17 protein-coding genes are annotated in these 24950 nt (G+C 39.9%); 11 read left to right on the top strand and 6 right to left on the bottom strand.

Annotation, left to right across the window (positions count from 1 at the left end; genetic code table 11):
- Window positions 1-14: 14 nt before the first annotated feature.
- The 11 genes from ACEQ81_RS06275 to ACEQ81_RS06225 all read left to right on the top strand — a co-directional run bounded on the left by ACEQ81_RS06275 (window position 15) and on the right by ACEQ81_RS06225 (window position 16356).
- The gene (locus ACEQ81_RS06275; RefSeq protein ID WP_411029997.1) at window positions 15-3086 is read left to right on the top strand and encodes a SusC/RagA family TonB-linked outer membrane protein; all 3072 of its coding nucleotides are present in this window, start codon (window positions 15-17) and stop codon (window positions 3084-3086) included.
- A gap of 11 nt (window positions 3087-3097) precedes the next feature.
- The gene (locus tag ACEQ81_RS06270) at window positions 3098-4510 is read left to right on the top strand and encodes a RagB/SusD family nutrient uptake outer membrane protein (protein ID WP_411029996.1); all 1413 of its coding nucleotides are present in this window, start codon (window positions 3098-3100) and stop codon (window positions 4508-4510) included.
- A gap of 44 nt (window positions 4511-4554) precedes the next feature.
- Window positions 4555-5124, top strand: a complete 570-nt coding sequence (locus ACEQ81_RS06265) for a fasciclin domain-containing protein (RefSeq protein ID WP_411029995.1) — start codon at window positions 4555-4557, stop codon at window positions 5122-5124.
- 100 nt (window positions 5125-5224) lie between these two features.
- A complete protein-coding gene (locus ACEQ81_RS06260; protein WP_411029994.1) occupies window positions 5225-6736 on the top strand; it encodes an exo-alpha-sialidase in 1512 nt (503 codons plus the stop codon).
- A 13-nt stretch (window positions 6737-6749) separates the two neighbouring features.
- Complete coding sequence (locus tag ACEQ81_RS06255; RefSeq protein ID WP_411029993.1) at window positions 6750-8225, top strand: FAD-dependent oxidoreductase; 1476 nt, start codon at window positions 6750-6752, stop codon at window positions 8223-8225.
- Window positions 8225-10669 (top strand): sodium:solute symporter family transporter, encoded by a 2445-nt coding sequence (locus ACEQ81_RS06250; RefSeq protein WP_411029992.1) that lies wholly within the window; start codon window positions 8225-8227, stop codon window positions 10667-10669. Before ACEQ81_RS06255 ends, ACEQ81_RS06250 begins: the two co-directional genes overlap by 1 nt.
- A 91-nt stretch (window positions 10670-10760) precedes the next feature.
- Window positions 10761-12314: a hypothetical protein gene (locus ACEQ81_RS06245; RefSeq protein WP_411029991.1), complete on the top strand. Its 1554-nt coding sequence runs from the start codon at window positions 10761-10763 to the stop codon at window positions 12312-12314.
- A gap of 96 nt (window positions 12315-12410) precedes the next feature.
- Window positions 12411-13919 carry a sulfatase gene (locus ACEQ81_RS06240; protein ID WP_411029990.1) on the top strand — a complete coding sequence of 503 codons (1509 nt, stop codon included), beginning with the start codon at window positions 12411-12413 and terminating at the stop codon, window positions 13917-13919.
- Window positions 13920-14364: 445 nt separating this feature from the next.
- Complete coding sequence (locus tag ACEQ81_RS06235; RefSeq protein WP_411029989.1) at window positions 14365-15096, top strand: FadR/GntR family transcriptional regulator; 732 nt, start codon at window positions 14365-14367, stop codon at window positions 15094-15096.
- 109 nt (window positions 15097-15205) lie between these two features.
- Window positions 15206-15901 (top strand): helix-turn-helix transcriptional regulator, encoded by a 696-nt coding sequence (locus ACEQ81_RS06230; protein ID WP_411029988.1) that lies wholly within the window; start codon window positions 15206-15208, stop codon window positions 15899-15901.
- A gap of 68 nt (window positions 15902-15969) precedes the next feature.
- Entirely contained in the window at window positions 15970-16356 is a 387-nt protein-coding gene (locus ACEQ81_RS06225; protein WP_411029987.1) for a DUF4345 domain-containing protein, read from the top strand.
- Window positions 16357-16852: 496 nt separating this feature from the next.
- On the opposite strand, the gene ACEQ81_RS06220 is transcribed toward ACEQ81_RS06225, so the two are convergent.
- From ACEQ81_RS06220 to ACEQ81_RS06195, 6 genes are all read right to left on the bottom strand, one after another.
- A complete protein-coding gene (locus ACEQ81_RS06220) occupies window positions 16853-17692 on the bottom strand; it encodes a sugar phosphate isomerase/epimerase family protein (RefSeq protein ID WP_411029986.1) in 840 nt (279 codons plus the stop codon).
- Between the two features lie 65 nt (window positions 17693-17757).
- A complete protein-coding gene (locus ACEQ81_RS06215; RefSeq protein WP_411029985.1) occupies window positions 17758-18009 on the bottom strand; it encodes a hypothetical protein in 252 nt (83 codons plus the stop codon).
- Window positions 18010-18016: 7 nt separating this feature from the next.
- A complete protein-coding gene (locus ACEQ81_RS06210) occupies window positions 18017-18829 on the bottom strand; it encodes a ThuA domain-containing protein (RefSeq protein ID WP_411029984.1) in 813 nt (270 codons plus the stop codon).
- A gap of 211 nt (window positions 18830-19040) precedes the next feature.
- Window positions 19041-20552, bottom strand: coding sequence for a TolB family protein (locus ACEQ81_RS06205; protein ID WP_411029983.1), 1512 nt, complete (start codon window positions 20550-20552; stop codon window positions 19041-19043).
- A gap of 191 nt (window positions 20553-20743) precedes the next feature.
- On the bottom strand, window positions 20744-21529 hold the full coding sequence (locus ACEQ81_RS06200) for a DUF1080 domain-containing protein (protein WP_411029982.1): 786 nt from the start codon (window positions 21527-21529) through the stop codon (window positions 20744-20746).
- Window positions 21526-24945, bottom strand: a complete 3420-nt coding sequence (locus ACEQ81_RS06195) for a VCBS repeat-containing protein (RefSeq protein ID WP_411029981.1) — start codon at window positions 24943-24945, stop codon at window positions 21526-21528. The genes ACEQ81_RS06200 and ACEQ81_RS06195 overlap by 4 nt, the downstream gene beginning before the upstream one ends.
- Between the last annotated feature and the right edge of the window lie 5 nt (window positions 24946-24950).

The following is a 24950-nucleotide window of genomic DNA, read 5'->3' as shown; positions in this document are numbered from 1 at the left end:
TTAAACTAGACATTATGAAGTATTTATTTTCCTTTTTGTTGGTCTTTGTTTTTGTGGTCTCGGCCATAGGACAGACTAATGTAACTGGCACGGTAACTTCTGAGAACGGTGAAAGCCTGCCAGGAGTAAATATAGTGGTTCAAGGAACCACAACGGGCGTTGTCGCTGATTTTGACGGTAATTTTTCCATCGAAGTAGGCGATACCAATACGGCGGTGCTGGTATTCAGTTATCTTGGATTTACGACCTTGGAAGTTCCTGTTTCGGGTGAAAACAATTTGCAGATTATCTTAATCGAAAGCTCTACCGCGTTGGACGAAGTCGTAGTTGTAGGTTACGGCGAGCAGTCCAAGGCCCGGGTTACAGGCTCTATCACCTCGGTAAAGGCCGAAGAGTTTGAGAATCGACCTGTTTCCAGTTTTGACAACGCCTTACAGGGTAAGGCTGCCGGGGTGCAGGTTGTACAAAACACAGGTGCTCCCGGAGGTGGCGCAACCGTCCGCATTAGGGGTATCGCCTCTATTAGTGGAGGAAATGAACCTTTATATGTAATCGACGGTGTGCCTATTAAAAGCGGGAATTTTGGTGAGTCTAACCAACTAGGTTCAATAGGTCTAAATGCATTAGCCGATATCAATCCAAATGATATAGCATCCATAGAAGTGCTCAAGGATGCGTCTGCGGCCTCGATTTATGGTTCACGAGCGTCCAATGGGGTTGTTTTGATTACCACTAAGAGAGGCTCGGCCGGAAAACCATCCTTGAGCGTAAGTACCTATTATGGAGTGCAAAGAATAATAGACTTTTTACCCTCAGTTAACGGCCAGCAATTCAGAGAGATTTTTTATGAAGGCTGGTTGAATGCAGGAAGGCAAATGCGACCTGAAATAGCGGACATTCTAAATCCGACTACCGGAGGTAACAACAATACCAATTGGCAAGATCTGATTTTTGATGATGCTCCAATACAAAATGTAGACATATCCTTATCCGGAGGTTCAGAAAAATTAAAATTTGCCATTAGCGCAAATTACTTCAATCAAGAAGGTATTCTACTGGACACAGGTTATAAAAGGGTTTCTTCACGACTGAATGTGGATTATCAGGCTTACAAAAATATCAAATTAGGGGCCAGTGTTTCCTATTCCAACGGCTTCAATAATTTAGCGGTTCAATCGCCAGGCAATAATAATCCGATCCAAGTATGGATGAATACTCCTTCATATCAGACACCATTTCCTATTGAACAAGAACCGACATGGATTAGAAATCCAGTCAGTTTATTGGAGGATCCTTTTTTTGAATCAAAAACAGATCGTATAATCGGAAACATTTTTGCCGAAGTGAAGATAGTGGAAGGGCTTAAATTCAGATCAAATCTAGGATTGGACCTCTTAAGTTTAAAAGAGAATCTATTTGTTCCTTCCACAGTTAGAAATATTGGCTCATTTAGAACCGCGACAGCCCGCGATTTTCAGGATCTTGGCTGGATAAATGAGAATACATTGAACTATAATAAGCTCTTCAATGACAAACATTCATTGGACATATTATTGGGCTTTAGCCAACAGGTGAACAAAATCAATACCATATTCGTTCGTGGTAGCCAAGCTCCATCCGATAAGATTCCAACGGTAAATGCCAGTGCTGTTATAGAGGATGCAAGTACTACAGAAACAAGTTGGGGACTGGTCTCCTATTTCGGAAGAGTCAATTATGGCTTTATGAACAAATATTTATTGACCGGAACGGTGAGAACGGATGGATCCTCAAGATTTGGTGAAGACTCCAGATATGGTACTTTCCCTTCCGGGTCATTTGCCTGGAGGGTATCCCAGGAACCGTTTATGGCAAACTCCTTTATGGATGAGTGGAAGTTACGCGTAAGTTATGGTTCCACGGGCAATCAAGAAGGTATAGGCAATTTTGTGTCTCAAGGGCTATTTACCAGTGACCCTACCTATTTGGGAATAGGCGGTTTTGCACCCGCTAACAATGGTATCCCTAACAGATTATTGTCATGGGAAAGAACCAACCAATTTAATGTGGCTACCGATATTGCTCTTTTTAATAACAGAATTAGTCTAACAGCAGAATATTATGTAAAGAAAACTGAGGATTTGTTGTTCAACGTACAGTTACCCGGCACTTCGGGTTTTGAGACATTGACCACCAACTTGGGTGGCGTAGAAAACAGGGGGGTAGATCTTAATCTAACTTCTCTAAACTTTGATGGCACTAATTTTAAGTGGTCAACAAATATTAATATCTCTTTTAATACGAACGAGGTTACAGAATTGCCGAACGGTGAGGATTTCTTCATCTTCGGAAACGGTGGAAACGGGTTGGCAATTCTTAGGGAAGGCGAATCCCTTGGTTCGTTTTTCGGGTTTCAATTTGATGGGGTATACCCTACTACCGAAGATGTGCCCTCAGGCCCTAACGGAGAGGGAAGGCTGCGTTCGGGTGGTGAAAATGGCCCTGAATTTGAAGGTGGTGATGCCATTTTTAGGGATTTGGACAATAACGGGATTATTGACGAAGATGACAGAACTATTATAGGGCAGGCGCTTCCAGATTTTACTGGGGGTATTACCAATAACTTTTCCTATAAGGGGTTTGATTTGAATGTCTTTTTTAATTTTTCCTACGGTAATGATATCTATAATGCCGCGAGTCAATATAGAAATGGTTGGACCGGTCTGTATGTGCAACCTAGTCTCGAAACTTATAACAATAGATGGCAAGAGCCCGGGGATATTACAGATATTCCAAGGAATGTTTTTCGTGGGCCTCAGGAAAATGGTAGGGGCAATACGTCCCGATGGATCGAAGATGGTTCGTTCCTACGTTTGAAAACAATAACCTTGGGGTACAATTGTCAGCCTAGGATATTAGAAAAACTCCACATCAGCAAATTGAGATTCTATGTAACCGGACAGAACTTATGGACGTTGACCGACTATTCCGGTTATGATCCCGAGGCCGTTTCTTCTTCGGCGAACAATGCAGGTATCTTCGGTGTGGACGAGTTTTTGTTTCCATTATCAAAGTCGGTAATTTTTGGAGTTAACCTTGGACTATAAAATTTAGTAAAATGAAAAATGTCAAATATCTTTTATTCGTATTTATAATAGGTCTTACATCATGCGAGACCGCTCTGGAGCAAGCTCCGGTGAGTGATATTACACAAAGCAATGCCTTTCAGAACGAAGATGATGCTGAATCTGCAATAATTGGTTGTTATAATCAATTGCAAACTGCTATGACCGGAAACCAGGCAGTGGCCAATTTTGTAGCTTGGGGTGATGCCAGGGCAGATGAAATCCTTACCAACGATACTGGGGGATCAATTGTAGTAATCTCCGAAAACTTGCTAACTACCACCAATGGTTTTGTTGACTGGTCGGCATGGTATCGTTTAATCAACAATGCCAATACAACTATTGTGAATGTTCCCGAAATAGAAAACATCTCTGCCGATAAGCAAAACCAAATTGTTGGTGAAGCCCTGTTCTTAAGAAGTTTGGCCTATTTTTATTTAGTACGGTTATGGGGCGATGTACCAGTGGTGTTAACCCCTTTTACTTCTTCAAACGACGAGTTTCAGGTATCACAATCGCCCAAAGGAAGTGTTCTGGAGCAAATTATTACTGATTTATCGGTTGCCGAGGGTATGGTTCCGACTTCCTATTCCGGTAATGATGCCACCCGTGGCCGTGCGACGGTGGGTGCGTTAAATGCGCTACAGGCTCATGTGTATGCATGGCGTGCGCGGGTCGAAAATGGCGGGGATGCCGATTTACAGGCCGCTTTATCGGCCACTAACAAGATTTTGGGAAATAGCAGTTATTCTCCATGGAGTAATTACGAAGCCGTTTTTGCGGATGAAAATACCCCAGAAACTATATTTTCCGTTCAATTTAACTTGGATGTTTTTGATGATAATAACCTTTCCTCATCCTTCTTAAAAGAACCTTATAATGAAAGGTTACGGGCTTCCATAGAATTTGACCCCTTGTTTTTGACCTTTATCGAAGCGAGGCCGAATGATGTTAGAATCGATGTCATAAAACAAGAGGCGGGCCCTTCCGATCTGGTAAACGACCCGTTTGTAGTAAAATACAAAGGAAAAGGACAAACTGCACAGGGCTTTAGTACTTCAGACGATAACGTACCCATATTCAGGCTAACGGGGATTCAGTTATTAAAAGCCGAGATATTAGCAGCTCAAGGAAGTTTAATGGAAGCAATGACCATAGTAAACGATATAAGAACAAGGGCCGGGTTGGCCAATAATGTGGCAAACACACAAGACGCAGTTTTGGACGCCGTACTCGATGAACGCTATATTGAATTATTTGCCGAAGGACATCGATGGTTTGATTTGATTCGTAATGGAAAGGCAACACAACTAGATGATATCCTAAACGAAGAACACTTGCTATGGCCTATATCGGTTCAAGAACTTACCCAGAATCCTAATTTGGTACAAAACTCATTTTATTAAAAACTGGACTTATGAAAACTAAATTCTTTTATTTTTTATTGATTTTGACATTTCTATCCTCCTGTGAAGAAACTAGTCTGGAAACTTTTGAAGTCCCAGAAACTTCATATGATATTTCTGTAATGCAGTTTCTAGCAGATCCTGGTCAAGTCATCTTTTTTAACGAAACCTTTGCCAGTGATGATTACTCACTTTTCATCCAAGCGCTGGAAAGAACGGGGCTGGACGTAAGTGCTGTAAGCGGAAAGAACAATACCATATTCGCTCCGGGCAGTGTAACGATGCAACGTATTTTAGACTCCGATGATACTTGGAATACGATTGATGATATTCCGATAGACATTCTTACTGATATTTTAGAAACGCATATATTATCAGGTCGGTTTTTAAGGGAGGACTTTAGACAATCTCCCGGTAGTTACTCAACTTTAGCCGGCAATAGTATAAACGTATCCGTAACAAATATTGGTGATACTGGTCGGGGATTGAACATTAGAGTAGGTGCTGCTTTGGTTCAATCTGCAGACCTACAATTTACAGACGGCGTGGTACATACCTATGGCACAGCAGGAACACGAGCCAACAATAGCGAATCACAACCATTAGGATTATAATTCAGATATGGGATTGTAAATCTGTTCAATGACTTAGTTTCTAAATTGTTCTACTGACTGGTGAGTTGTATCTTTTATAAATAAAAACATTCATAAGTATATGAATCAATTAAAGAATAAGGTTTCGTGGAAAAAATTAATCGTATTTCTGGCCTTGTTTTCCTCCTTTTTTTCAGTGGAAGCCCAAAGGAGGGCATTCATTGCAATAAATGCTCCTTCAGAGCTTAAGGTAGTAGCGAGTTCTGGGTCACTAATAAATATTAGCTGGAAGGACAATTCACCTGACGAAGAGGGTTTTGCTGTTGAGAAAAAAGAAACTGGAAGAACATATTGGGAGGAAGTAGGGTTTGTTCCCGCCAATATATCAAAATTCCAACTTGGAGGGTGCCTTTCCGGCCAAGAGTATCAGATTAGGTTAAGAGCCTATAAAGGAAGTCTGTTCAGCGATTATACCAGCACCGTAGCTGCGAGAACCAGGAATAAATTGGGTGTGCAGAACAGCAAGGTAATAGAATCTTCCAATCAACGGCAAGGTGAGAGCACATTCGTCAAAGCAAAAAACGGAGAGTTGCACCTATATTTTGGTTCCTTTTCCGGGGTCGGCGACCGAAGCAAATCCAGAATAACAAGAAAAGTATCCTTTGATAATGGCAAGTCATGGAGTGTGCAAGAAATCATATTTGAAGATGACTCCTTATCATTGTTTCATCCATCTGCGATAAGACTTTCAAAAAACATAATCGGAGTAGCCTATTCCAAAAAGGTGATGGACCGATGGGAAGCACAAAAAGTCTTTCGATATTCCATGGACGAAGGCAAAACTTGGAGCAAAGAGATTCGGATCAGTGATGATTCCTATCCATATACTACCGGATCGCACGACCGTTTTGTGCAATTGAGCAATGGCCGGATATTCCATATGGTCCATGGCCGAATACCGCAAAAAGTGCAGAAAGCTCATAATGAAGCTATGGAATGGAAACTGGAAGAAGGCTATGGGGTCCATGCGTACAAAGAACATCCCAAGGGAAGACAATTGGGTACCGATATTTATTCGACCAATGATAGCGGAAAAACTTGGTATAAGGTAAACGATAAAACCATTTTGACTTACGAAAACCCATATGGGCTGGGAGAGTATGGATTCTACGAAGCTTCTTTGGTAGAATGGAGGCCAGGACACTTGGCTATTTTTGGGCGTAATGCCACGGGCTTTCTATACGTCTCCCGTTCACAGGATTACGGCAAAACCTGGAATACGCCCAGATCGGTCGGCATTCAAAACCCCTTGGCACCCATCCGGGTGGCCAAGATACCCAATTCGGATTACATTGTATTGCTACAATGTCCACATGTGGACCTGTTCGGTACCTGGGGCAATGGCCCCAGATATATACTGGCTTCCCGAATTAGCGATGATGGCGGACTGACCTGGAAAAACTATAAGGAATTGGAATATGACGGAATCCATCATTATGCCTATCCTGCCTTATTGTTTGATGGAGGAACGGCACATCTTGCCTACTGGAAAACCACATTGGAAAACAACAAATGGAAAAAAATTGAACTGGCTTATCGCCAAGAACCAAGCAACTGGTTTATAACAGAATAAAAGAACATTATAGATGAGAGATATTAAGACCGAAGTTTTAGTGGTTGGATCCGGCGCAGCAGGGATTACCGCAGCCATTGCCGCTGCACGAAATGGTGCTAAAACCTTATTGGTAGAGTACAACGGTTTTTTAGGAGGAATATCCGCTACTTTGCCATGGCTCGGTTTCCATGATAGAGATTATCGTCAAGTCGTTAAAGGGCTTTGCCACGAATATGTAACACGGCTTCATCAAATGGGAGGCAGTTCCGATTATGTAATGGATCCAAAATGTAGCTCGTTGGTAAGTATCAACAGTCATATGTGGAAAATTTTGGCGATGCAAATGGCACAAGAAGCTGGCGTAGATGTCATGCTCCATACCCATATGGTCGACACCGTCCGTGAAGGGGATCGAATAGCAGGTATTGTTGTGGAGCATAAATCCGGAAGACAAAAAATTCTTGCTGATATTACCATTGACTGTAGCGGCGATGGGGATGTTGCTGCCAGAGGTGGTGTCTCTTGGGAAAAGGGAAGAACAGCAGATGGTTTGGTACAGGCTCCCACATTGGTATTCAGAATAGGTGGCATGAACAAAGCCGCATTTGTTAAGGGATGCAAGGATAAAAGCCTGAATTATAGGGAATGGATAACCCCTTATCCCGATTTATGGAAAAAAATGCAAGAACGTTTGGATACTACGGATGTGTTTATCCTTGGGGGATTTGCAGGTTTGATGGAAAAGGCTAGAAAAGATGGTATAATGGATGTTCCCCAGACTAGGGTCGTTGGTGTAAAATTACATCAGGAAGACCAGTTTCAAGTGGTCATGACAAGGGTCTTAGGCCTGGACCCCACCAATGTTGAAAGCATGAGCAATGCGTATATCAGGATTTACGACCAAATACCGCAATTGCTAGAATTTTTTAAAAAATATGTTCCTGGATGCGAGAATTCCTATTTATTGGAAATTGCACCGATGCTAGGTGTTAGGGAAAGTAGAAGAATAATGGGTGATTATGTTTTGGAAGCCGAAGATTTGTTGGAAGGACGGGTGTTCGATGATGCCATTAGTATGGGCGGCTACCACATAGATATCCATAGGCCTTCAGGAAGTTGGGTAGACTCCAGAAACGTAAAGGCCTATACTATTCCCTTACGAAGCCTTATCTCAAGAGATGTAGAAGGATTGATGATGGCAGGCAAGTGCCTTTCGGCAACTCATGAGGCAGTAGCGTCTACAAGGGTCATTCCTATATGTATGGGACAGGGAGAAGCCGTCGGGACAGCCGCGGCCCTCGCCATCAAAAATAAAACCACAGTCAGGGATTTGGATATTCAGAAATTGCAAGACCAACTTGATATACAAGGAGTGGAATTTGGACAATCCATTGGGCCTCCAAATCAAAAGGCCATAGACGAATATGGCCAACTACCTTTAGACGAACCTCCTACAGAAGGAGAAATGGACGCTGCAACCTCCAATCAAAAACATTGGATTAAGTAATGGAAATATCGAAGATAAAATGCTATAGCACCTTACTATGTATTGCGCTTTTCAGTTTTGGCTTTTCGCAGGTTAGCGACAAAGAAGTTCAAGACCCATACGCCTGGGAGTTATTAAGCGAATCTTCTCCAACAAGAGCAATGAAAGGGGCCTTTATTGGAAAAATCGACGAGTATATTGTCTTGGCAGGTGGAAGTACACCTAATGGAACCCTAAGCGATGCTATTTACGCTTTAGATACAAATTCGGGAAACTGGGAGAAACTCAAAATTAAGCTACCCAAACCTATGGCTTTTGGAGCCACGGCCGTTTTGGATGATTTCATATTCTTCATTGGCGGCAGCACACAATCATCTGTAGTAAGTGATGTCTATCGGTTGACTCTAGATACAACAAAGAATTGGACACTAAAGTCATCCAAGCCCTTACCAACCCCCCTACACCTTCAACAAACCTGTATACTAGAAAATAGAATATATGTAGGCGGCGGGTATACAGATTTAGAAAACAAGGTTCTTGGTAAATTTTATGAATACTTTCCAGAGAAAGATTCTTGGAAAACACTTGCCAGTGTGCCCCGTAGCTTGGGCAAAAACCCATCATTAGTAGTGCAAAATGAGGGAAATTTCGATGCGATTTTTGCTTATTCCGAGACCGATAACACCTTTCAACGTTTTAACCCTAGTAATGGGATATGGACGTCCCTGCTCCCGGCACCTTTGCGCCTAGGGAATGCTATTGGCTTTCCGGTCGGTAGCGCACATATCATGTATTTATCCACAAGCGAACTTTCCAGTAACCAGGAGAAAGAAAAATATGCGGCGATATATCATACGATTACCGATAGATGGGTCAACATACAGAACACAGAGATACAGCCAATTCGCAACGGGCTTGTCCCTGCTTCGGAAGCAATAGTGGTAGCTACTTCGGAAAATAATGAACTTCAATTATATACTGGAACTTCTACCATAGATAGTACCGGATTGAGCTTGTTAGATATTTTTACATTCTGCGTTTATTTTATTGTACTATTATATATGGGGTACCGTTTTTCTAAACGGATTAAGAACACAGATGACTATTTCAGGGGAGGAAAACGGATACCCGCCTGGGCTGCAGGTATAAGTATAGTAGCTACCAAATTAAGTGCAGTTACCTTTATGTCTATTCCTGCGAAGGTATTCGCCACAGATTGGCTGTATTTTCTAATCCCCTTCAATTCCATTGTACTAGCATTTTTCGTAGTGAAAGTAGTATTGCCATTCTTTCAACGTATGAATCTCACCTCGGCATATGAGTATCTGGAAGTACGTTTTAATGTGGTTATACGTATTTTGGGAAGCGTTTCTTATCTCCTTTGGGAAATAGGACGTGTGGGAGTGTTATTGTTGCTCCCGGCTATCGTAATATCCGTTGTTGCAGACATAGACTTGTATTTCTGCATATTGCTCATTGGTTTTATAGCTACCATTTATACACTAATCGGGGGTATAGAGGCGGTAATATGGACGGATGTTATACAGGTGATCGTAATGATGGTCGGTATACTGATAGCGCTTTTCATTATGGTAGACCGCACTGAGGGTAGCCTTATGGCAATGTATGAATCCGCACACACTCAAGGAAAGTTAAAGGCTTTTGACTGGGATCTTGACCTTACCAAGGCAACGGTCTTGGTCATAGTATTGGGCTGGGTTGGAAGAATTCAGGAATATGTTTCCACTCAATCCATTGTGCAACGGTTTATGACAACCAAGAATGAAAAAGCAGCGGCTAAAAGTATGTGGATTTCTGCCCTGGTATCTATACCCGTAGTCATTATTTTTTATTTTGTTGGAACAGCATTGTTTCTTTACTATCAACAATTTCCACAAGACCTGAACCCCACCATGGAACAGACCGATGCTATTTTACCTACCTTTTTTATTACACAGCTGCCCGTAGGTGTAATAGGATTGGTAATCGCCGCAATATTCGCTGCCGCAATGTCTAGCTTGGACAGTGCTATGAATAGTATGTCCACAGTTATTATTACGGACTTCTATAAACGTTTTAAACCAAAAATACCAGAAAGCAGATTGTTCAAAATAGCCAAATACCTTGTCGGTATTTTAGGCGTTCTTGGAACTGCCTCTGCTGTACTTATGGCAAGTTTTGAAATAAAATCTCTTTTTGACCAGCTACTTTTATTCATGGGCTTAACAGGCGGAGGATTGGCAGGAGTATTCTTGTTAGGAATGTTGACTAAGCGAGCTAGTTCCAGGGGAGTGTTTGTTGGGTTTGTTTCGAGCTGTATTTTGCAATATTATATTAGCTTCCACACTGATTTACATTTTTTATTGTATGCAACTACAGGTTTGGTTTCATGTTTTATTATTGGTTATGTTGCTAGTTTCATTTTACCCTATTCAAATTATAAGAAGCGGGAAACCACTTATTAAGACTCAGAAAAGAAAAGGGATGAAGTTTATGGGAAACATTTTCCTTAAGCGAATCCTTAAAAGATTTAAAATAACACATGGATAAAAACCAATGAAATTGATTAAAAGGTCAATAATAAAAGAATATTCAAAACATATGTGGGCTATGGTTTTATGGCTTGCCCTAATGATGTGTAGTCTACAAATGTATTCGCAAATACATATGAGTGATGAACATGTCGGATACTGGGAATATAAGAACAAACCTGTATTATTGATAGGAGGATGGAATCATGGTCATAATCCATTTTTGGATCATGATACACAAGACGGTGGTGGATATGAGGACACAAGCACAACGCTAGAAATAGTTAATGCGCTTGATGAACTTGTTAAGGCTGGTGGAAATCTAATTAGATGTGTCTTAGACCCAGGTGTTGGTGCAGGTCGACAGGGTTTTGATTTCTGTAAAAAGATTGACGGTAAATATAATCTAAGCAATATGGAAGGGCCATATTGGGAAAGGCTAGACTTCTTTTTAAAAGAATGCCAAAAAAGAAATATTATCGTTGGAATTGAGGTGTGGGATCGATTTGATTGGTATGACGGTGGACATAAAGGTTGGCAAGTAAGTCCTTTCAATCCAATCAATAATGTTAACTATACTACCAGAAACACTGGTTTGGCCCATTCCTATCCCGGAAAGGGTGATAATTCCGAAAACCCTTTCGGTAAAACCACTCCAAGACAATCTTACTACTTACAGGCCAATACGGAGAAAAGAATTCAATTGGATGAGATCCGTAATTATCAAGAAAAGTTTGTAGATAGATTGCTTGATGTTACTTTACAATATGATAATTTGATTTATTCTGCCAATAACGAAGTACGGCATCAAGAATCTGCATGGGGTGAATATTGGATCAACTACATGAAAAAAATCGCAGCCAAAAAAAAGCTGAAAATATATTGTACGGATATGTTCTGGGATTTAGTTCATCTGCCAGACTCTTCATCCTATGATTATTTGCTCAAAAATGTCCAAATTTATGACTACTTTGATATTTCTCAAATTTCTGCACAGTTTATACCCAATAACACCTCTGAACGTGAACGGGGAGAAAAACACTGGCAGATGGTTCGTTATGCAACCACCAAGGCTCTGGAAGTAAATCGCCTTACACATATGAATAAAATTTATGGTAGTGTATCAAAAACGGCCAGTGTAATGGGCAGTGACAACAATGCTATAGAAGAGTTTTGGCGTGGCCTAATAGCCGGAGTTGCAGGTGCACGATTTCATCGTCCAGAATCGGGTCTTGGATTATCCCCAAAATCGAAGAAAAGTTTACAATCTGTACGATTAGTAGAAGAGAAACTAAAATTTTGGGAAGTAGTCTCGAAACAGCATCTAATAAGTGAAGTTGAACCAGACGAAGCATATGTGGCTGCCAAACTAGGAGAAAAATATTTAATTTTCTTTACAAACGGAGGAGCTGTTAAGTTAGACTTAAGTAGGTATAAAAGCACAGATTTTAGTTTTTATTGGATTAATATTGATAAGGCCATCATTCAACATGAAGGTAGTCTAAAAGGGGGTGATCATAGATATATTTCAGCCCCTAGTAATGGTCATTGGGCCGCCATAGTTGTACGCCTCCCATAAAAAGGGGAGATAAATACAAAAAGTAAGTGGATTTGTAAATCCATCTATTACTAACTAAAAGGTCAATGATTAAAAGTTCCTCTAATAATGTCCGACATGAATAAATTACGACAAACATTTAAAATTTCCGGTCTACTCTTTTTTTCAATAATAGTCTCTTGTTCTGAAAGACAGAAAGAAAAAAAAGATTCAGTAATAAAAAAACCAAATATTGTTTTTATTCTTACGGACGATCAACGTTATGACGCATATTCTGCTGCTGGCCATCCGTTTCTTAAAACGCCTAACATAGATAGGCTGGCAAATGAGGGGGCTACCTTTGCTAATGCATTTGTAACAACGTCAATTTGTGCACCTTCAAGGGGTAGTATATTGACTGGAATGTACGCCCATAGCAGTGGAGTCCCAACCATTGAATCGCTTAAGGACCCAAACCCTAAATGGCCTACTTTTTCTCAATTATTGCAAAAAGCAGGCTATGAAACGGCTTTTCTAGGTAAGTGGCATATGGCACGTCATAAAAGACCAAGACGAGGATTTAATCATTGGGTTAGTTTTTACAATCAAGGTAATTACTTTGGTAACGAACTAAATGTAGATGGCCATCTAGTTTGGGAAGGTGGTTATATTACAGATGTACTCACGGAATATGCGCTTGATTTTTTGGAAAAAACGGATAATGAGAAGCCTTTTATGCTTTATTTGAGCCATAAGGCTGTGCATAGTCCCTTTACCCCTGCAGATAGGCACAAAACTCTTTTCGATACCGTAGAAGTAATCTCCAAACATAATCCAAATGACATATTGCAGAACAAACAAAAGTGGCGGAAAGAACGAGAACGGTCTGAAAATCCCCAAATAAATCAGAATGCCATTAAAAACTATAATCGAGCCATTACTGCAGTTGATGATGGTCTTGGAAAAATATTGAAGTTACTTGAGAAGAAAAAAGTTTTGGACAATACTTTGATTGTCTTCTCTTCGGATAACGGTTATTTTCAAGGAGAGCATGGAGGAATGAGCGACAAACGTCATGCCTATGAACCAAGTATTAGAGTTCCAATGTTAATGCGATTCCCAAAGATTTTCGATCAAAAGTCTATATACGAAGAAATGGTGCTCAATATTGATTTAATGCCTACCTTTTTAGATATGGCCGGAGTAGCTATTCCCGAAACCGTACAGGGACAGAGCATAATTCCTGTTGCAAAAAGGAAACAAAAAGGAAGAGCAAGTTTCCTATATGAATATTTTCAGGAAGATTACGATTACTCTGAACGTCCAACGGTTCTGGCGGTGAGGACCAATGATTATAAGTTGATAACATACCCTGAACTTCATGGTGCTATCAATGAATTATACAATTTGAGAGAAGATCCTGAAGAGCTTTTTAATCTATATGAAATACGAGAGTATAGTAAAGTTAGGGTTTCATTAGAGCGTAAAATTGAAGAATTGAAATCCGTAACAGACTTCAAAATGAATCCTCCTACACCTAGGGAAAATTTGGAAATGATTCAAATGTGGCAAAATAAAAAAGGGTATAATGTGAGATCTAATGCGATAGAATTACATGACTCTATTGTCAGAGGGAATAAAAAATGAGTGATTCATCTGGTAGCGTATTGCTCATCGAGACTAAAATTAAAAATCTAAAGTATGGCAATATCAAGGACGAACTTTTCAATTTTTTGGTTCTTACTTTTGGTCTTCTGCAGAAGCTATGAATTCTGGAGTCAAAATTGATGGATGTGCTTAAGAAACAACCAGGTGAATCTAACTATTTCTTTCCTCATATTTTATTCTATGACAGTTTTGGATCTATTTAAGTGTATGTAGAATAAGTCAGATGTACATATAATAATTAAGAAGATCAAGATTTAGTGTATAAAACTAGAATAGGCTTAATAACCAATACCTCGGAATACTGACTTTTTGCCCTTGGATACTATTAAGTAAAGATCTTGAAAAAAAGGTTATATAATGTATTACATAAAACATAATAGGGATTTAATAATTATATTTGAAGCCCTATCGTAAATTATTAATCATGAGTAAAAAAAACGGTTACGGTTTTAATCCTATAAGTGTACCATCTGTGCCCGAAAGGGTGGAGGAAGAGTTGAAAAAATTCTTTAAGAAAGCCGACCTAAAGCCTGGAGATTCTATTCCCAAGGAAATGGAATTAGCTGAATATCTAGGGGTTAGCAGAAGTGCTATTCGAGAAGCTTTGAGCCGTTTCCGTATGCTTGGATTGATAGAATCAAGAAAGAAACGAGGAATGATTCTGACCTCACCAAATATACTAAACGGACTTGAACGGGTATTATACCCCTCCTTTCTAGATAAAAAAACCATCTTGGAAATATTTGAAATGCGTATGGTCATAGAATTGGGCCTTGCCGATTTTCTGTTTTTAAGAAAGACACAAGAGGATTTGGATGATTTACAAAAGATACTGGACAGTCATAAAAACAAAAGTGATTTAACATGGCGATTGGATCTTGAGGTCAAGTTCCACAGTAAGTTGTACGATATTACCCAAAACCAGAGCCTTAAGGGCTTTCAAAAACTACTACTTCCTATATTTGACTTTGTTATAAAAAATGAGGCCAAATTGGATAATCCTCCAAAAAAGACCACAGTTTCGCATCAGGATCTTTTGAACATACTTCGTGATGGGAAGCCACTAGAGTTCAAAGTAGCCATGGAAGAACACTTAAGGCCGCACTTCGAGGCATTGGTCTTTTATAAGCAGCGGAATACGGAATTGGAGAATTAGGAGTGACTTTTTAACATTTAGGTATAAAAATCTGATTTTAAATATTTAAATCAAGTAAGTAGAGTTTAAACCAAAAATTCGTGAAACCATCAACAAAAATGGAGAGAAAATGGAAGAAAAACCTAGGCTTTCAAGATTGACTGCTATTCTCACCCAACTTCAATCCAAAAGAATTATTACGGCCAAACAACTTGCTGAAAGACATGATGTAAGTTTGAGAACAATTTATCGGGATATCCGCACACTAGAAAAATCAGGAATACCTATTGTAACCGAAGAAGGAAAAGGTTATTCCATTATGGAAGGTTATCATCTTCCACCTGTTCTTTTTACAGAGGAAGAAGCCAACGCTTTGATTACAATAGAACAATTGGCAATAAAAAACAAGGATTTGTCATTAGTTAAAAATGTTTCTGGAGCTATCGAAAAAATAAAAGCCATTTTGCGATACTCTCAAAAAGGGAATGCAGATTTGTTGGCAGACAGAGTTTACTTTAGTGGAAACAATAGTGAAGAGAAAACAAGTAATAACTTAATGCAAATACAATCGGCTATTACACAATTTAAAGTCCTAACGATAGACTACTTCTCTTCCGAAAATAAACGAAGTACCCGAAACATTGAACCCTTTGCTATCTATAGTATTCATGGAGATTTTCTACTAGTCGCTTTCTGTCGATTACGAAAAGATTTCAGACACTTTAGAATAGATTTCATTGAAAAGCTAACGACAAAGGGCGAAACATTCACTCCACACAATATGACTATAAAGGAGTATTTTGAAAAGTATGTAAAAAATCAATAGTACCCTTGACATACCTCTGTCACAACGCCAATTTACATTTGCAGTAGTATTAATTAAAATAGTAGAAAATGGAAATCGTCAGAATCGTAATCTTGTCGTTATCAAGTCTAATGCTTGTTTTTGTAGGCATCATGAGGTTGAGCTATCCAATAAAAACTTATTTAAAGAATTCAGGGATCAAACTAGAAAATGACATCAGCCTATTAAATGAAATAAGAGGGGTGGCTGCTGTAATGCTTTGTGCGGGTGTCATTGCCTTACTAGGAACTTTTATCGACAAACTAACCTTTACTTCGCATTTTGTTGCGTCACTCATTTTTGTGGGTTTTGCAATTGGAAGATTAATCAGTTTAAAAGCTGACGGAAAACCAAGCAAGCAAATTACCCAGGGAATTTTATTTGAGCTTGTTTTGGGGGTAGCGAATGTTTTTTGCTTGATAAATATTTGGGATTAAACTTAAAATAAAGCCAGTGGCTAGCAAGGTTTATAAGCAATAGCGGTTTAGGTGCAGAGTTTAACTGCCATTTACATTTAATTAAGTACATTTCCTCATAAAGGCAGTTATGATTTATCCGCTGCTACTGATATACTAAACGTTCTAAAAGTTCAAATAAGCTTATTTCGCACTTAAATGAACTAGTGTATTTAATCCCGCCTTTTATTGAACTCCATACATTACGCCTTTCCGTGATATTTTCAGGATTGCAGCTAACCCCTTTAAAACATAATCTAAAAAAGTAGAACTCTTTACGAAATCCGCTTTTTGTAAAGAGGTTAAAAGCATCCCATAAAAGGTGAATTAACGAAACTATTAAAAGATCCCATGAATAGGACACTCTGAGAAAAAGCCTAGTGATTTTATAAAGTAGTATTTTAAAACAGCCGTTTCACCAAACAAGTTGGAAGGAATAGCAAAGTTCCACAAAGCAGACCTTTTCTTGGCTTGGTTTTTACTGGATCGTATTTAAGTATGCCATATTGTGTTTCATGCTCTTCAATGGAGTACTTGCATATTCTTCCTGCTCAATAAAAACATGTTTCACTCCAGATGCTTTTTTGTTTTGGAGCATTTTGGCAATGTCAAGTCCACCCAGGCCAAACTCAGTGCTTTCCTTCTTGCTCATGTTCATATCCTTCAGATGCCAAAGAGGGAATCTATTGGGATACTTTTTAAAATAATCCAGTGGATCTTTTCCACCGACAACGACCCATCCTAAATCCAGTTCCATATGAACTAAATCCGCTTGGGTATTGTCGAGCAAGACATCATATAGCACTTCACCTTTATCGGATTCAAATTCATAGGCATGGTTGTGATATCCGAAATTTAGTCCCATTTTTTTACAGGCTTCACCAGCCTTGTTGAATTTATCAGCTATGCTCTTGTAATTCTCAACGGTCTGACCTTTGGTCGGCATGGTGGAGCAGATCAAATATTTCTGACCAGATTCCACTGCCTCATCCATGGTCTTTTGCCATTTATCATCCAAATGTACATGCCCACTGATTAATTTCATACCCAAATCATTACAGACATTGTTCATTTCTTTTGGCTTTAGACCATAATAATGCCCTTTGCCGCTTCTGGCTGTTTCAATCTTTTTGATTCCAATGGAAGCTATCTTCTTAAGCGTATCTATGGGATCGGCGTCCATCTCCTTGCGAAAGGTGTATAACTGTATCCCCAGATTTTTTTCGGATTTATAAGGGGCAAGGGTAAAAGAGGGAAGCAACACGCTACTGGCTGCCAAAGCTCCCGATTGTAGTAAAAAATTTCTTCTGGTTGTCATGTGTAATTCTGTTTAAATTAAAAATTCGTCTAATCAAGGTTTAACTTCTCACTTTCTCCAACAAATTATTGCGACCAGACAGTTGGTTTTTTTCTGTCCCAACGGTGTTTCCGTAGTTCTTGGTGCAATTCAGCCGATAATCCGTTGCCATCGCTCCTCGCCGTATTGGTCAAAACGTTGCGTTCCTTTCGCATTCTGGGAATAATGGAGCCCACAGATCGGTTCATCAAAATAAAGCGCAGTGCCATTTCGGCCATGGTCATTCCCCCAAAGAAAAGAAAGCAACTTATGAGTAATATTAAATTTTTACTAGTCACTGTTTCGCTATTTTTTTTCAATCCCCTTACCCGTGGCGGCATAATAAATCCCTCCGTACAAATGATCTAAGAACCATTGATTTTCATATACTTTTTCAATATGGCCAAGAGCTGTGTAGAATGAACGTCCACCGTCAAACTCATGATACCAAGAAATAGGATGAGTACCCATTCCCATGCCTATCCGATCTACCATTTTGCCATTTTTATCCATATCCCTATTCTTCCATGTAACTTTTGGATCATATGAGTTTTCATCCACAAAAACAAGGTCATGCAAACCGTCCACTTTATCCTCGCTAAATTCATACCATTCATCCGTCCATAGCAGTTTTTCAGGAAAATGTTCCAAACCGGGAAAACCATGATCGATTATCTGCAATTTAGCGGTCTGTTGTATTGGATGTATGTGGAACATTCTGCCAACAAGCTGCGTATACCACTCCCAATCATATTCCGTATCCGAAGCCGCGTGAATACCAACATACCCCTTGCCAGATTGGATGTACTTTTCGAAGATTGCCTGTTCAGCATCATCAAAAATATCCGCTGTTGTACTAAGGAAAATTACGGCATCAAAGTCCTTCAACCCGTCTTCCGTGATTTTTATGGCATTTTGCTGTCGTTTTACCTCAAAGTTATGGGTGCTTGCCAATTCATTGATTGCCATAATTCCGTTCTCAATCGATGCATGGTGCCATCCAGCAGTTTCGGTTATCAATAATACCTTAAATTGCTTTTGTGCAACCGCTTTGCTTGGAAACAATAGCACTATTGTTATAACAAAGGTGGTCACGAGCAAACATTTTTTTAAAGACATGGATTCGATTTTCAGTTACTAGTTATTTTTTTAGTTTTTGACGGATTAACCACCAAATAACCATGAAACAGATTAAACACGAGCCGAAACCCGTGTTTAAAGAAAAAACTAAACTTAAACTAACTCATTTAAACCAATAAATGAATTATTTTTAAATACTATTGTATTTCAGTTCAAATAGACACTTTAATAAAACAACAGTACTAAAACCCTATTTCTTTGAATTACTAACAAAGGCTATATGGGTACTATCCGGTGACCAAGAATTTACATTGATAGTCCCCTGACCGCCATAAAGATGTGCAATGACTTTTGGCACTCCTCCCGAAACGGGCATCAAACGTAGCATTACCTGTTTGTAAGAGGGGTGGGAATTCAAATCAATATCTGGTGGAAAAGAAATAAAAGCAATCCACTTTCCATCAGGAGAAATATGTGGGAACCAATCGTTGTACTCATCAAACGTAAGCTGTTCTTTCTTACTCCCATCCGGTTTCATTCTCCAAAGTTGCATGGTGCCTCCATTCTTGGATCCATTGTAATAAATATGTTTACCGTCCGGCGAATACTCACAGCCATCGGCATGGTCTAATTTTTTGTTATTGGTCAATCTTACTTCCTTACCCCCTTTGATCGATTTTTTGTAAATGTCATAGGCCTTGTTTTCACCTCGTTGGGCCACATAAACCAATTCCTTGTTGTTTGTCGCCCAACCGTGCAAATAAGATGGGGCCGTACTAGTTACCGGTTTGGGCTCCCCACCGGTTAGAGGAAGTACAAAAACATTGGATCCATCACCATCGTTATGACTTATACCAAGTAGTTTTCCATCAAATGAGATGCAATGGTCGTTGTTAAGCCTGTCAGCAGAACCTGTATTGAGTTTTTTGGTTTCTCCACCTCCAATTGGAATAGTATACAAGGATCCGCCCATATTGAATAACAATTCTTTGCCGTCGGGCATCCAGTTAGGAGCTTCAAAACGTCCATCCCTTTCGTAAATAACTTTTCGTTTTCCATCAAACACATTCATTGTTTCCATACGGCACCCGATCCAACCCTCATCATTTGGATTGTATGTTTCTGCCACAGGCTGATCGATACGGACGTTCCAAACTTTGGCTGTTTCGATTTTATCCACATCATGAGACCCTATTACGATTCCAACCAGAGCTTCAGGGGGCATGAACTTGAGTTCCTTGGAGCTTATTTCCTGGAGAGGTTCTCCAGGATGGGCCGCTCTTACAATAAAGATATTTCCTCGACGCTCCAACTGTATAATTTGATAAAAACGCTTGGGCGCCCATATATCATCTTCTGGGTTTTGCATATCGGCACCTCTTCTTTCACGCCATTGACCGGCGGTAAGCCCATCTCCATGGAGGAAGCCTCCTACCATAACGGCATTATCCGCTTCTGAAGCACGCGCCATCCAACCTATTTTACGATGCACCTCATTGTAACCTTCAAATTCAAAATTGGCGGTCACAACAAAATCCCCCTTTAATTTATTGTACAAATAACGATGTTCATCCCGTTGCCCCCAGATGTTATATCCCGCGCCTTTTATAGTGTAGGTCTGTGTATCGGTATCATACGAAGCAGAACCGGTTAGTTTGGGATTACCTATATCTTTATTGTATTGAAAATTGCCAATTGGGTTTTCTTGTCCAATTGCGAATTGCATCAAGTAAAAACCAATAATCATAAGTTTAATTTTCATAGTTAACGGATATTGTTTTAGTCGGTTAGTAATTTATGGATTGTTTATTCTTTCCATGATTTATTGAAGACAATAGTAGAGTTTCCTTCAAAAATCCAGGTAGAAAAGCTGTTTTTATAGGTAGAAATTATGTCTATTGCCGTTTTAATTTGAAAAGATCCAAGTCCTTATGTATAAAATTCCATCGAAAGCTAAAATCTTGTATCCGCTTGCTCTAAATCCAATTCCTGTATCCAAATATTTCGATAAAGTACGTTATGGCCTTCGGCCTGCAATTTTATGCCTCCAGTAGTATTCGTAATGCCTTTACCTCCATTATTTCCCCCATCCAGTCCCGAATTGGCGCCTCCCCAGACTTGGTTTATCCTAATATTGGTATGCGCCTTCTTATCATTAAAATAAACCGTCACCAACGATTTCTCTGAAAGTGTTCCATTCGTAAATCTAGGGGCTCGAAAAGTGATGTCATAAGCATTCCATTTTCCAAGTCCATTATAGTATTCGTAAGGAGCCTTCGATTCATTGATTATGGCTCCCATGCCATGTTTTGTGCTATCCCCGTCCAGCACCTGTATTTCATATCGATTTTGAAGATAAACCCCGCTGTTCCCTCCTTTGTTCTGAACAAGGAATTCGATATGGAGTCGAAAATCGCGATATTTCCTTTTTGTCACGATATCTGCTGTACCGTAGTTACCGCCCAACGCGTATGGGTCCTTGCTACTAACCACTGTTCCTTTGTCCACGGGATCACTTATTATTTCCCATTTAATCGGTAATTCCGAAGAAAACCTAGGACCTTCCCAATAGATCCATTTCTCATCCAACATTTCCCGGGAACCATCAAATAGTATTTCAGCCTTTTCAGGAGCTTTTGCGCCGACCCCAATGTCTTTTCTAGCGACATACAAATGTACCGCGAAAATCAAAATGCATAAAATCAGAAGTGCTATCACGAACTTATAAAATGGTTTCATTCCTGCCTTTTGCTGTTTAAATCTGAGATATCTGTATCTACTTCCTGATGAGGTGAAAATTGTTCTTCATAATCGATGCAATCAGCCAACAATTTAGATTTGGATCCCTTTGAGGTGGTGAACAATTGAAGAGGCCCTTGATTGTTGGCTACGATTATGCGAGTTTTTTCGGAATCTCCAATTCGTCCGATGGCCTTTACATCGTAGGACATGTTTATACCACTGGAAGTGTACGACAGTGGATCGAACGCCCCTCGTCCATCTCCCAAAAGTATTATGCCTATACCTGCGTCACTGCGAGGTGTTTCCACTTCTGAGGCATAAAGGTTCCCTCCTAGAAGCACATCCAAGTAACAATCATTATTGAAATCTTCAATTATCATATCATTAATTGGAGAAATCTGTGCCATAAACGGGAGGTCCGTTCGCTTAAATTTCCCATTTCCTTGATTTTCCATATAAATACTCGCAAATGAAGTAACCCCATAGTGCAAGGAAGCTGCAAGATCTTCCTCACCATAGATATCCTTGATGGTAGCCTTGGCAAAAGAACTATAATCCTTGAATTTTAATTGAATTGCCGGAATCTGTTGGGATGAGCATTGTCGGCCCCGTACTGGATATTGTACTCCCGAATCATGGTAGCCTAAAACAAGGTCTGTAGTTCCGTTTTCGTCAAAGTCATTCGCAAAAATATCAAAGGTTTCCGCTGCGCTTGCCTGATATTTATAGTTGGTTCCTAAGTTACCCACTATAATATCCACGTCGCCATCATTGTCAAAATCACCACTATCGATACTGAACCACCAACCTATTGTATCTTCAAAACCCAGTAGTGCCGTTGCATTTTTGAATTGTCCATTTTCCTGACTAAAGATGGTCAATGGCATCCACTCACCCACCATCACAAGGTCTGTAGTTCCATTCTCATCAAAATCAGTCCATAGGGCATCAGTTACCATACCGATTTTTGAAAGTCCAGGTGCTAACTCCTTCGTTTTGTCCTCAAATATAAACTCGCCTTGAGCCGTTTGATTTACCAGTAAATAACTCCTGCCTGGGTGCGGATAATTTTGCGGGGATAATCTTCCTCCAACAAATAGGTCAATATCCCCATCATTGTCGATGTCACTTGGAATTACCCTTGACCCGCTTCCGGTTATTTTAGGGATGAAACCATTGGACTTGATAAAGTTCCCATTTTGATTTAGATAAAGTCTGTCCTGATACATTTCATCATTACGGAAATCATTCCCGCCACTTACTACATACAAATCGACATGGCCATCATTGTTTGCATCAAAAAACACAGCACCTATATCTTCATAATCGGCATCCTTTTCCCAAGGTCCGCTAGCTAACGAGAACCTGCCATCTTGTTGTTGCAGATACAGTGCACCCGGAAAACCCGCACCATTGCCAACATAGATATCTTCCAATTCATCCCCGTTTACATCACCAGTGGCAAGAGCGGGTCCCAAATTTGAAAGTTTATGTGGAAGTAAGATTTGATCAGCAAAATCATTATAGTGGTTTTCGCTATGCCAGAATACAGAATCAAGTAACTCGGTGCTAGTGGAAAATAATGATGTGCGCCTCGTTTCATTTCTTTTACTCAACTTATGGTTACCCTTATTAAATACAACTCTTTGATTGACGCCCAAATCCAGCATCACTTCCCTAGTTCCATCTGTCCAGTCCACAATTAGAGAATCAACCTTTTCCTTTTCACCTAAACCAAAATGCAATACCGGCTCTACATAGGATTGGAAACCTTTGCTAGGGTTTAAATGAAGGTATTGCCGTTTTTCTCCTGCAACCACCGATACTTTCGCCCCAACTCCATGAAGATTGGGTTCATTTGTCTCTAAAACCACTTTTAAATAATGCGCTTGCCCCAACTGGGAAGTACGGTTTTCAAAAATTACGCTTTTGTCGTCGATATTGTTAATGACCAAATCCAAATCACCGTCATTATCCAAATCTCCATAGGCCGTACCATTCGAAAAACCCTCAAAGGAAAGGCCCCAATCCATATTAGCTTTTTCAAAACCCAATCCATCCATGTTTCTAAAAACATAATTGTCTATTTTCTCAGAGGGCATACTCTCCACTTGTTCCATCAATGAACCAGCTTTAGCTTTTGTTTTGCTATTTTTAAGCCCATTGAAGTAATCTTTATTATTAATTTCACGACGTGTGCCATTGGTAATAAAAAGGTCCTTCCAACCGTCATTGTCAAAATCCGCAGCAAGTGGTGCCCAGCTCCAATCTGTGGCCGCCACATCTGACATCCAATTTACATTGCTAAAAACCGGCAATCCATTTTCGTTTAAACCTTGATTCAACTGAAAGCTATTGTACATGTATTGATAGTGAAATCCATGGTTTACCGTACTCCAAAACAAGCCTATGTCCATACTTGCCATATTGGCCTTTGATCGTCGATTATCTTCAGACGCCATGTCTACCTGAAACAGATCAAGCAGGCCATCATTATTAAAATCTTCGGCATCGGTACCCATACCATAAAATGAGGTCTGCTTCGTCGTTTCTCTCAATCTATCCGTAAAGGTCCCGTCCCCATTGTTTAAATAGAGGTAATCAGGAGTACTGAAGTCATTGGAAACATAGATATCATCCCACCCATCTTGGTTAAAATCCCCGATACTGCTGCTTACCGAGAGTCCAAAATTCAGTAGCCCAGTTTCCTTGGTCGCATCGGTAAAATGGCCATCACCATCGTTTCTATAAAAATGATCACTTTTTTCCTCGCTGGCATCGTTCATCATCATTCTATAGACGGTATTCGGGGTTTTAAAATCTGTAATTGGATAATTGATTACAAATAGGTCCAAATCCCCATCATGGTCATAATCAAAAAAAGAAGATTGAATGGATTGACCACCATCATCTATCCCAAACTCCGAAGCCTTTTCAGTGAAGGTCAAATCTCCGTTGTTAACGAACAACTGATTCCTTTTGTCGCCACTTTTTCCGGATACGCTAAGATATATGTCTAAATGCCCATCCGCATCAATATCTACAAAGCTTACTCCTGTATACCATCTAGAATCCCCCTTGACCCCTGCGGCTGCCGAGATATCTTCAAATTTCAGGTCCCCTTTGTTTAGGTAGAGCTTATTGTCAACCATGTTCCCCGTAAAAAAAACATCAGATAGTCCGTCGTTGTTCAGGTCTCCCACGGCAACCCCCCCGCCCATATACATGTATTGGTAGGTAAAATAATTCAAGGTATCACTTTCGGTGAGTTGATTCACAAACTCGATACCCGAAGATTCGCTTCCCAACAGCCTAAACCTCTTCCCATCTGTCAACGGGTCTTGCTTAGCACAGCCTGTCAAGAGCATAAATACTGCCAAAAAGGGCCATATATTTCTATGGGAACCTATCATTTTTC

The organism is Spongiimicrobium sp. 3-5 (assembly GCF_046557915.1).
Classification (GTDB): Bacteria; Bacteroidota; Bacteroidia; order Flavobacteriales; family Flavobacteriaceae; genus JBHEBG01.
This window is presented reverse-complemented; position numbering and strand designations above follow the sequence as displayed.

Excerpts from the sequence above, each read along its gene's own strand:
- ACEQ81_RS06260 (WP_411029994.1), top strand. The coding sequence starts at position 5,225 with ATGAATCAATTAAAGAATAAGGTTTCGTGGAAAAAATTAATCGTATTT.
- ACEQ81_RS06275 (WP_411029997.1), top strand. The coding sequence starts at position 15 with ATGAAGTATTTATTTTCCTTTTTGTTGGTCTTTGTTTTTGTGGTCTCG.
- ACEQ81_RS06245 (WP_411029991.1), top strand. The coding sequence starts at position 10,761 with ATGAAATTGATTAAAAGGTCAATAATAAAAGAATATTCAAAACATATG.
- ACEQ81_RS06220 (WP_411029986.1), bottom strand. The coding sequence starts at position 17,692 with ATGACAACCAGAAGAAATTTTTTACTACAATCGGGAGCTTTGGCAGCC.
- ACEQ81_RS06270 (WP_411029996.1), top strand. The coding sequence starts at position 3,098 with ATGAAAAATGTCAAATATCTTTTATTCGTATTTATAATAGGTCTTACA.
- ACEQ81_RS06240 (WP_411029990.1), top strand. The coding sequence starts at position 12,411 with ATGAATAAATTACGACAAACATTTAAAATTTCCGGTCTACTCTTTTTT.
- ACEQ81_RS06210 (WP_411029984.1), bottom strand. The coding sequence starts at position 18,829 with ATGTCTTTAAAAAAATGTTTGCTCGTGACCACCTTTGTTATAACAATA.
- ACEQ81_RS06250 (WP_411029992.1), top strand. The coding sequence starts at position 8,225 with ATGGAAATATCGAAGATAAAATGCTATAGCACCTTACTATGTATTGCG.
- ACEQ81_RS06195 (WP_411029981.1), bottom strand. The coding sequence starts at position 24,945 with ATGATAGGTTCCCATAGAAATATATGGCCCTTTTTGGCAGTATTTATG.
- ACEQ81_RS06255 (WP_411029993.1), top strand. The coding sequence starts at position 6,750 with ATGAGAGATATTAAGACCGAAGTTTTAGTGGTTGGATCCGGCGCAGCA.
- ACEQ81_RS06230 (WP_411029988.1), top strand. The coding sequence starts at position 15,206 with ATGGAAGAAAAACCTAGGCTTTCAAGATTGACTGCTATTCTCACCCAA.
- ACEQ81_RS06235 (WP_411029989.1), top strand. The coding sequence starts at position 14,365 with ATGAGTAAAAAAAACGGTTACGGTTTTAATCCTATAAGTGTACCATCT.
- ACEQ81_RS06205 (WP_411029983.1), bottom strand. The coding sequence starts at position 20,552 with ATGAAAATTAAACTTATGATTATTGGTTTTTACTTGATGCAATTCGCA.
- ACEQ81_RS06225 (WP_411029987.1), top strand. The coding sequence starts at position 15,970 with ATGGAAATCGTCAGAATCGTAATCTTGTCGTTATCAAGTCTAATGCTT.
- ACEQ81_RS06200 (WP_411029982.1), bottom strand. The coding sequence starts at position 21,529 with ATGAAACCATTTTATAAGTTCGTGATAGCACTTCTGATTTTATGCATT.